The organism is Oleiagrimonas sp., from assembly GCF_027858935.1.
Classification (GTDB): Bacteria; Pseudomonadota; Gammaproteobacteria; order Xanthomonadales; family Rhodanobacteraceae; genus Oleiagrimonas.
The window spans coordinates 1-5,763 of record NZ_JAQIBU010000092.1 but is presented as its reverse complement, the minus strand read 5'-3'; the positions used below and the strand labels follow the sequence as shown (position 1 = coordinate 5,763).

7 protein-coding genes are annotated in these 5,763 nt (G+C 65.0%); 4 read left to right on the top strand and 3 right to left on the bottom strand.

Features of this window, described 5'->3' with window-relative positions; translation table 11 throughout:
* Nucleotides 1–108: 108 nt before the first annotated feature.
* Nucleotides 109–1,029 (bottom strand): ABC transporter ATP-binding protein, encoded by a 921-nt coding sequence (locus PF446_RS03665; RefSeq protein WP_298069847.1) that lies wholly within the window; start codon nt 1,027–1,029, stop codon nt 109–111.
* An 83-nt stretch (nt 1,030–1,112) separates the two neighbouring features.
* Between PF446_RS03665 and PF446_RS03660 the strand changes: the two genes are divergently transcribed.
* The 4 genes from PF446_RS03660 to PF446_RS03645 all read left to right on the top strand — a co-directional run bounded on the left by PF446_RS03660 (nt 1,113) and on the right by PF446_RS03645 (nt 4,391).
* Complete coding sequence (locus tag PF446_RS03660) at nt 1,113–1,718, top strand: LON peptidase substrate-binding domain-containing protein (RefSeq protein ID WP_298069845.1); 606 nt, start codon at nt 1,113–1,115, stop codon at nt 1,716–1,718.
* Nucleotides 1,719–1,756: 38 nt separating this feature from the next.
* On the top strand, nt 1,757–2,581 hold the full coding sequence (locus PF446_RS03655) for an NAD(P)-dependent oxidoreductase (protein ID WP_298069843.1): 825 nt from the start codon (nt 1,757–1,759) through the stop codon (nt 2,579–2,581).
* Nucleotides 2,582–2,668: 87 nt separating this feature from the next.
* The gene (locus tag PF446_RS03650) at nt 2,669–3,091 is read left to right on the top strand and encodes a VOC family protein (protein ID WP_298069841.1); all 423 of its coding nucleotides are present in this window, start codon (nt 2,669–2,671) and stop codon (nt 3,089–3,091) included.
* Between the two features lie 52 nt (nt 3,092–3,143).
* Nucleotides 3,144–4,391 carry an acetylornithine/succinyldiaminopimelate transaminase gene (locus tag PF446_RS03645; RefSeq protein ID WP_298069838.1) on the top strand — a complete coding sequence of 416 codons (1,248 nt, stop codon included), beginning with the start codon at nt 3,144–3,146 and terminating at the stop codon, nt 4,389–4,391.
* Between the two features lie 47 nt (nt 4,392–4,438).
* Here PF446_RS03645 and PF446_RS03640 read toward each other — a convergent pair whose 3' ends face one another.
* Nucleotides 4,439–4,696 (bottom strand): hypothetical protein, encoded by a 258-nt coding sequence (locus PF446_RS03640; protein WP_298069836.1) that lies wholly within the window; start codon nt 4,694–4,696, stop codon nt 4,439–4,441.
* Nucleotides 4,697–4,821: 125 nt separating this feature from the next.
* On the bottom strand, nt 4,822–5,763 hold a 942-nt coding region (locus PF446_RS03635), incomplete at its 5' end, for a glutamate-1-semialdehyde 2,1-aminomutase (RefSeq protein WP_298069830.1).

Sequence of the window (5,763 nt, the reverse complement as noted above, 5' to 3'; positions counted from 1 at the left end):
GGCCATCCACGACCATGGCCGTCAGGCTGGCGACATAGCAGACCACCAGCAGCCAGGTCGCCAGGGGCATCTGCCGCAGCGGCAGGCTGAGCAGCTTCCAGACCGCCTTCATGCCAGTTCCACGAACAGATCTTCCAGCGGCAGCGGCTCGATGGCCAGCTCGGCCTGTTCACGATCGGCCAGCGCCTGGAGGTCGGCGTCCTGGGTCCCGTCGACGATCAGCCGCAGCTCGCTGCCGTTGGTCGTGGCGCGCACCAGGCCGGCAAGTTCGGGCGTGGTCGGCCATCCGGCGTCCCGTGTCAGACGCGCCAGGCGGATGCGCTGGTGCAGCATGGCCTGGGTACTCTCCAGCACGATGCGCCCATCCTTGAGCAGGGCGATATCGGCGCCGGCGCGCTCCAGGTCGGCGGTGATGTGGGTGGAAAACACCACCGTCTTGCCCGGGCGTTTCACGCGCTGCATCAGTTCGGCCATGAACGCGCGGCGGGCCTGGGGGTCGAGGCTGGCGACCGGTTCGTCCAGCAGCAGCAGGTCGGGGTCCGGCGCCAGCGCGCGCACGATCGCCAGTTTCTGTCGCTGCCCCTGGGAGAGCTCGCCGATTTTCTGCCGGGCGTTGATCTCCCAGTCCGTCAGCAGGCGCTCTGCGAAGGCGTGGTCCCAGTGGGGGTAGAAGGCCGCCGTGAAATCCAGAAAGTTGCGCACCTTCATCCACGGGAAGAGTTCGAAGTTCTGGGGCACGAACCCGATGCGCTGCAGGCGTTCGCCTCCGGGTTCGGCCATCGACTGACCGAAAATGTCCACGTGCCCGTCGTCAATCGGGGACAACCCCACCATGCAGCGCAACAGGGTCGTCTTTCCGGCGCCGTTGCGGCCCAGCAGGCCGACGACGCGTCCGGAGGGAATGGACCAGTCGAGATCCCGCAGCACCGGGTGCTTGTCGAAGCTTTTGTTCAGTCCGCGAATGTTGACGCTTGCTGAGGGTTCCTGATTGGATCGGACCAGTGCCGATGCAGATGCTTCCATGGACATGCCTGCTCCCTGCGCGCAAAAAATCATAATCGTATATTTGCGCTGCGCAGGCCAGTCCGCCTGGATCTCCTTATACTGTTGCCATGGGTTCCAATCCTTCCAGTCGTAGCGACCTTCCATTGTTTCCTTTGTCCACCGTGCTCTATCCGGGCGGGCTTATACAGTTGCGTATATTCGAACAACGTTACCTGGACATGGTGCGCGAGTGTGCGCGCCATGACAGCCCGTTCGGGGTGTGCCTGATTCTTGAGGGTCATGAGGCTGGCGATCCGGCCGTGCCGGCGGCGGTGGGCACGCTGGCGCAGATCAGCGATTTCTTCTCCACCGGCGAGGGACTGCTGGCCATCACGGCCCGCGGCGGCCAACGCTTCCGGGTGCAGCACGTGCACATGCGCGACAATGGTCAATTGCGCGGCGATGCACAGTGCTGGGAGGACGAGCCCGAACTCGAAGTGCCGCCGGAGTTCGGACTGTTGCCGGGCATCCTCGAACGACTGATCGAGCAGGTTGCGCCACACTTGCAGGATGTGCCGCGGCAGCATTACGACAATGCCAGCTGGGTCGGTTTTCGCATGGCCGAGCTGTTGCCGCTGGATGGTTCCGAGCGGCAGATGCTGCTGGAAACGCGCGATCCGTTGGGTCGCCTGGCGCAGTTGCGCGACCTGCTCCCCAGATTCCAGCGCGAGTAGGCGCGATGCCACCCTAACCCACTGATCGGGTATCCATCATGACGACGCTTTCCGGAAAGACTCTTTTCATCACCGGCGCCTCGCGTGGCATTGGCCTGGCCATTGGCCTGCGTGCCGCGCGCGACGGGGCCAATGTGGTCATCGCGGCCAAGAGCGCGGTGCCCAACCCGAAACTTCCCGGCACCATCCACACGGCGGCCGAAGCGGTCGAGGCGGCGGGTGGCAAGGCGTTGCCGATCAAGCTCGACATTCGTGACGCCGATGCCGTGGCCCAGGCCATGCACCAGGCCGCGCAGCAGTTCGGCGGCATCGACATTCTGGTCAACAACGCCAGTGCCATCTGGCTGGCTGGCGTCGAGGACACACCGATCAAGCGGTTTGACCTGATGCAGCAGGTCAATGCGCGTGGCAGCTTTGTCTGCGCACAGGCTGCGCTGCCGTACCTGCGCAAGGCCGCCAATCCGCATATTCTCACCCTCGCGCCGCCGCCCAGCCTGGACCCGAAGTGGTGGGCGCCCCACACCGGCTATACCCTGGCCAAGATGGGCATGAGCTTGGTCACGCTCGGACTGGCCGCGGAGCTTGGTTCCCAGGGCATCGCCGTCAACGCGTTGTGGCCAAGGACTGTGATCGCCACGGCTGCGCTGGCCATGCTGGGTGACGCGGCGCAGCCCGAGCGGTGCCGTACTCCAGAGATCGTGGCCGATGCTGCCCATGCGGTTCTGTGTCGTCCGGCGACCGGATGCAACGGCCACTTCTTTATCGACGAAGAGGTGCTTCGTGACGAAGGCATGGACGATTTCGACGGCTACGCGGTGCAACCCGGACAGCCGCTGATGCCGGATCTGTTCCTGGATTCGTGAAAAGTCTTTCCACGAACGATTGCCGGTTGCGGTATCGTCAAACGCCCTGATACATCCAGCGGCCCGCCGGGGCCAAGGAGACCCGCCATGAAATTCCTGCACAGCATGGTGCGCGTGCGTGACCTCGATGCCAACCTGCGTTTTTTCTGCGAAGGCCTCGGACTGGTCGAAGCGCGGCGCAAGGATTATCCGAAGGGACAGTTCACCCTGGTCTACCTGCATGCGCCGGGGCAGGAGGGCATCGAGGTCGAGCTGACCCACAACTGGGACTCGCAGGAAGACTACGGTTCCGCTCGCAATTTCGGCCATCTGGCTTTTGCCGTGGATAACATCTACACCACTTGCGCGCATCTCGACCAGATGGGCGTGACCATCAATCGACCACCGCGCGACGGGCACATGGCCTTTGTGCGTTCGCCGGACCTGATCTCGATCGAACTGTTGCAGAAAGGCGAACCGCTGCCCCCGGAAGAGCCGTGGGCCACCATGACCAACACCGGCTCCTGGTAAGTTTGCAGAGTCGACTTTCTCGCGCACGACATACATGCCCGGGTACACCTCCATGAACCCTCTTGCCGGCGACCAAGCCGCCACTGCCTCGCTGACTGCCCTGGGTCGGCGCTACTACCTGCCCGTTTACCGTCCACGCGAACTGGTGCTGGAGCGCGGCGAAGGCTCGCGCGTGTGGGACATCGAGGGACGCGAGTATGTCGATTTCGGCGGCGGCATTGCGGTCAATGCGTTGGGCCACCGGCACCCGACGCTGCAGGCGGCACTGGCCGCGCAGGCGGACAAGCTCTGGCACGTCAGCAACATTTTCTATACCGAGCCTTCGCTGCGGCTGGCCGAGGAACTGGTCAACGCTTCGGGGTTCGCCGAGCGCGTGTTTCTGTGCAACTCCGGGGCCGAGGCCAACGAAGCGGCGATCAAGCTGGTGCGCAAGTGGGCGGCCGCGCAGGGGCGCGAACCGGAGCGCCGGGTGATCCTGACCTTCGAGGGTTCATTCCACGGGCGCACCCTGGCCACGGTCACCGCGACCGCGCAACCGAAGTACCAGCACGGCTATGAACCGCTGCCGGGCGGTTTTCGCTACCTGCCTTTCAACGATGTGGCCGCGGTGGAGGCCGCCATGCAGGCCGGCGACGTGGCTGCGATCCTGGTCGAGCCGGTGCAGGGCGAGGGTGGGGTGGTGCCCGCCGATCCGGGGTTTCTGTCGCATCTTCGCCAACTCTGCGATGCGCACGGCGCGCTGCTGGTGCTGGACGAGATCCAGTGCGGCATGGGTCGAACCGGTACGCTGTTCGCCCACGCGCAGGACGACGTGGTCCCGGACATCGTCACCCTGGCCAAGGCCCTGGGCTGCGGTTTTCCCATCGGGGCCATGTTGGCCGGGAACAGGGTGGCCGAAGCCATGGGGTTGGGTGCGCATGGCACCACGTTCGGCGGCAATCCGCTGGCCGCAGCGGTGGCGCGTGCTGCGTTGCGTACGCTGAACTCGCCGGAATTGCTGGCCAACGTGCAGCGGCAATCGGCGGTGCTGCGCGACGCCTTGCATGGCCTGAACGATGCGTTGGCATTGTTCGACCAGATCCGTGGGCGTGGCCTGATGCTGGGCGCGGTACTTGCCGATTCCCACAAGGGGCGCGCCGGCGACATCCTCGACATGGCTGCGGGCCATGGCCTGCTGCTGTTGCAGGCCGGTCCCGACGTACTGCGCTTCGTTCCGGCGCTGAATATCACTGACGAGGAACTTGCCGATGGCGTGAAGCGGTTGCGTGCTGCACTCGGAGATTTCGTTTCCGGCGCGTGAGCCCTGGGTGCCGCGGGTCGGTAATATCGAAGGTTCAGGCGTCGGTTTCAGTTGCATCCATGTGCGGCAATTTTGCTCCGCAGTGGCGGCAGAACCGCGCATCGGCTTCGTGTCCGGCCAGTCCGCAGTTCTCGCAGCCCCTGCGCACGCGCGTTGCGGCTGCCCGAGGCCAGCTCGGCGGTGAAGACCAGGGTGAAGGCCCATTCGGTGATGAAGAACGCCTTGCCGAAGCGCAGGTGCAGGTCCTGCACCGAATCGAGCATCGTCACCAGGATGCTGGCGACGATGGCGATGATCAGGATCACGTCGAACAGTCGCCCCGGTCAGTCGTGGTGGCCAAAGATGATGTGGAAGCAGCGGGCACGCCAAGCCATCCCGTGGGCGGGTTCATGCGGCCCGGGATGCGCCGACGCCGGCTCCCGGGGCATGTTCAGTCGGTCTCCGTCACCAGTTCGGCCATGGTGTCGTCGGCGGCCGCGAGGGTCAGCTCGATGTCGGCTTGCGTGTGCGTGGAGGACATGAACCCGGCTTCGAAGGCGCTTGGTGCCAGGTATACGCCCCGTTCCAGCATGCCGTGGAAGAAGCGCTTGAAGGCATTGGCGTTGCAGGCCATGACCTGTTCGAAACGGGTGACCGGACCGGGGCCGAAGAACAAACCGAACATGCCGCCCACATGGTGCGTGCTGAAGGCAATGCCATGCTTGTCGGCCCGCGCCTGCATGCCGTGGGTAAGCGTGGCGCATTTGGCTTCCAGGTCGTCGTGGAAACCGGGGGTCTGGATCAGCTCGAGCATGGCCAATCCAGCGGCCATGGCAACCGGGTTGCCGCTCAGCGTTCCGGCCTGGTAGATCGGTCCGGTGGGCGCGATCTGCTGCATCAGTTCGCGCTTTCCTCCATAGGCACCCACAGGCATGCCGCCGCCGATGATCTTGCCGAAGGTGGACAGGTCCGGAGTCACGCCATAGCGTTCCTGTGCGCCGCCGGGGGCAATGCGGAAACCGGTCATCACCTCGTCGAAGATCAGCACCGTGCCGTGTCGGGTGCACAACTCGCGCAGTCCTTGCAGGTAGCCCTCCACGGGCGGCACGCAGTTCATGTTGCCTGCGACCGGCTCGATGATCAGACCGGCGATGGCATCGCCCTGATCGGCGAACAGGGCGCGGGCCGCATCCAGGTCGTTGTAGGGCAGGGTCAGTGTGAGGTCGGCGCTGGCCTTGGGCACGCCCGGTGAGGTCGGCACGCCGAAAGTGAGCGCCCCCGATCCGGCCTTGACCAGGAAGCTGTCGCCGTGACCGTGGTAGCAACCCTCGAATTTCACGATCTTGCTGCGCCCGGTCGCGCCGCGCGCCAGGCGGATGGCGGACATGGTCGC

What these genes read in the sequence shown, in the direction of transcription:
- PF446_RS03665 (WP_298069847.1), bottom strand. Translation starts at nt 1,029, where the DNA reads ATGTCCATGGAAGCATCTGCATCGGCACTGGTCCGATCCAATCAGGAA.
- PF446_RS03660 (WP_298069845.1), top strand. Translation starts at nt 1,113, where the DNA reads ATGGGTTCCAATCCTTCCAGTCGTAGCGACCTTCCATTGTTTCCTTTG.
- PF446_RS03645 (WP_298069838.1), top strand. Translation starts at nt 3,144, where the DNA reads ATGAACCCTCTTGCCGGCGACCAAGCCGCCACTGCCTCGCTGACTGCC.
- PF446_RS03650 (WP_298069841.1), top strand. Translation starts at nt 2,669, where the DNA reads ATGAAATTCCTGCACAGCATGGTGCGCGTGCGTGACCTCGATGCCAAC.
- PF446_RS03655 (WP_298069843.1), top strand. Translation starts at nt 1,757, where the DNA reads ATGACGACGCTTTCCGGAAAGACTCTTTTCATCACCGGCGCCTCGCGT.